This is a genomic window from Pseudomonas sp. GXM4 (assembly GCF_008923895.1).
In the GTDB taxonomy this organism is placed as follows: domain Bacteria; phylum Pseudomonadota; class Gammaproteobacteria; order Pseudomonadales; family Pseudomonadaceae; genus Aquipseudomonas; species Aquipseudomonas atacamensis.
In genome coordinates this window covers 1-3,004 of record NZ_WBRZ01000428.1, presented here as the reverse complement: position 1 = coordinate 3,004, position 3,004 = coordinate 1, and the positions used below count along the sequence as shown (strand labels likewise).

Annotated in this window: 2 protein-coding genes; one reads left to right on the top strand and one right to left on the bottom strand. The window is 60.5% G+C overall.

Annotated features, from left to right (window positions below; genetic code table 11):
• Positions 1-208: 208 nt before the first annotated feature.
• A complete protein-coding gene (locus F8N49_RS26950) occupies positions 209-1,531 on the bottom strand; it encodes a putative porin (RefSeq protein ID WP_016771204.1) in 1,323 nt (440 codons plus the stop codon).
• A gap of 281 nt (positions 1,532-1,812) precedes the next feature.
• Between F8N49_RS26950 and F8N49_RS26945 the strand changes: the two genes are divergently transcribed.
• Positions 1,813-2,937, top strand: coding sequence for a GNAT family N-acetyltransferase (locus tag F8N49_RS26945; RefSeq protein ID WP_151553250.1), 1,125 nt, complete (start codon positions 1,813-1,815; stop codon positions 2,935-2,937).
• Positions 2,938-3,004: the final 67 nt, after the last annotated feature.

The window sequence follows — 3,004 nt, the reverse complement described above, 5'->3', positions numbered from 1 at the left end:
AAAAGATCGCAGCCTTCGGCAGCTCCTACAGGGGGTTTTTGCATCCTGCAGAAATAACCCGGTGCGGGTGAAACGAACGGATGATGGGGATCGTCCCGCCCGCACCGGAGTGAGGCAGCTTCAAGCTTCAAGCCTCAAGCTGCAAGTAAAGGCATTCACTCGCAGCTCTTGGCTTGTAGCTTGTAGCTTGTAGCTTGCAGCTGCCGTTTTAGAACTTCGCTTCAGCATCCAGCTGCAGGGTGTTGGCATCTGCATCGCGCTGGCTGCGGCTGGCGAAGTCGGCCTTGGTCAGGAAGTACGTGGCGCCGACGGCGAAGTTCTTGTCGATGTCGTAACCGACCTTGAACTTGTGCCCGCGCGAACCGGTGGTGCCGTTGGCAAAGTCGGAGTCGGTGAAGGCGCCGACCACGGCGTTGCGCTGCACGTCGCGATAGTTGTAGTCGAGGTTGAAGCCGAAGACTTTCGACTTCGCGCCGAGCAACCATGCGGTGTCCTGATCGGTCACGGCATCGTTGTTCTTCACGTACTGGCCGTAGAACGACAGCGGCATTGGCAAGCCGCCGATGTCGATCTGGCTGAACCCTTCATACAGACGGAATTCGTTGTCGGCCGAGTTGCCGTTGACTGCCAGCGCGCACGGCGTCGAGGTGCCGGTGCAGCGGCTGTCATCGTCATTCTGGTAAGCGTAAACGCTGCCGCCGACGGTCATCTTCAGGTTGTCGGTGATGTTGAAGCGGCTGCCCAACTGGCCAGCGGTCAGGCGCAGGTCGTGGCGGAATTGCACGCCGTCGCCGTCAACGTTGTCCTTGAGGTTGTAGTTACCCAGGCTGCCGAACAGTTCGGCGCTGCCGCCCAGTGGGTATTTGTAGGTAACGGCCAGACCTTCCGGGTTGATGTCGCTGTCCCAGATCACGTCGCCCATGCTTACCCATGGTTGCAGCATCTTGCCGCCGATCACGTGCAGGTTCTTGATCTGATCCGGGTGATAGTCGATGTAGCCGAGGTCGAGCCAGATCTGCTTCTTGTCGAAGTAGTTGTCCTGATCCTGGTTGGTCGAGCGCGCGTCGTCCCCGCCGCCGGTGGCGATACGGATGCCGGTGTCGACTTGCGGGTTGATCTCGGTATAGGCGCCCAGACGCGCACGGATGCGCTGGCGGTCCTTGTCGCGGCCGCCGTTGTTCGGCTCGCCGTCGATCTTGATGGTTTCCTGACGGATACGTACGTCGCCCTTGAACTGGGTCTTGGCCGCCCAGGCCAGTTTCTGATCGAACAGGCTCTGTTCGTTGGTCTTCTTCGCGACCGCCGCTACTTGTTCGTTGGTTTCCTGCTGCGCCTGTTGGGCGATTTGCTGAGCCTTCTGATCCTTGGCCAGTTCTGTTTGCAGCTCGATGTACTGCGCCTGGGAAATCGACCCGTTGGCCTTGAGCATGTCGAGCAGTTTGGCGTCGACTGCAGCACTGGCCGGAACGCTCATGGCCAGCAACAAGCCGCCGCACAGGGCCGCTGCAGTTTTCGTGGAAGCAAGACGCATAGCAATCTCCGAAGATGAAGGGGATGGCTGAACCATCCTGGGCACAACCGGCCTGAAGGCCGGAAAACTGTGTCCGGGTTAGAACCCGGCGCTCTAAAAACAGGCGCCAGTATCGCGATGGTTTATGACAGAGCGGTGGCACAGTGATGGCAGGTTGATGACGATGCGGATCAGGCGTGAACTATCGAGTTAGAGCGCTGTCGGCCGATTGAGCGTGTGCAACGGGGTCGCGATCAGCGATACTCGCCGGGCTTTGTCGCCAAGCTGTGGAGTGCCAGTGAATGCCGTTGCAACGCCTGCAAGACCTGTCAGAAATCGCCCCGGCAAGCTGGGATGCGCTGGTGCCGGACAACCAGCCGTTCCTGCGCCACGCATTCCTCAGTGCGCTGGAAGACAGCGGCAGTGTCGGCCCGCATTCAGGCTGGCAGCCCGAGCATTTGCTGCACATCGAAGATGATCGACTGATCGCCGCACTGCCCAGTTATCGCAAGTGGCATTCCTACGGCGAGTACGTCTTCGATCACGGTTGGGCCGACGCCTGTGCCCGCGCCGGCATCGATTACTACCCCAAACTGTTGACAGCCGTGCCGTTCAGCCCGGTGAGCGGCCCGCGCTTGCTGGCGGCAACAGTGGAGGACGGTTTCGAACTGCTGAAGAGCCTGCCGGGGTATTTGCAGATCGAAGAGCTCTCCAGCGCGCACATCAATTTCACTGATCCGTTTACCGATGCGGCGATGGCCGAGCAACCGGGCTGGCTGCAGCGTATCGGCTGTCAATATCACTGGCAGAACCGTGAGTACCGCGACTTTCAGGACTTCCTCGACGCCCTCAGCTCACGCAAGCGCAAGCAGATGCGCAAGGAACGCGAGCAGGTGGCGGGGCAGGGCTTTGAGTTCGAGTGGTTGGAGGGGCGTGAGCTGGGCGAGGCGCAGTGGGATTTCGTGTACGCCTGCTATGCCAACACCTACGCGGTGCGGCGTCAGGCGCCATATCTGACGCGGGAGTTCTTCAGCCTGCTGGCCGAACGCATGCCTGAAGCGATTCGCGTGGTCCTGGCCAAACAGGGCTCACGGCCGGTGGCGATGGCGTTCAGTCTGGTCGGTGGCGACAGTTTCTACGGGCGTTATTGGGGCTGCCTGGCCGAGTTTGATCGGCTGCATTTCGAGACGTGTTTTTATCAGGGCATGGATTACGCGATTGCCAATGGCATCCAGCGTTTCGATGCCGGGGCGCAGGGCGAGCACAAGTTGATTCGCGGCTTCGAACCGGTGATCACCCATTCCTGGCATTACCTGCGCCATCCGGGGTTGAAAGCAGCGGTGAAGGATTTTCTCCAGCAAGAGCGCGCCGGGGTTCTGGCCTATGCCGAAGAGGCCCGCACCGCGTTGCCTTATCGCCAAACCTGACCATGATCGTTCCCACGCTCTGCGTGGGAAGGCAGGCCGTGACGCTCCGCGTCACTGGACGCGGAGC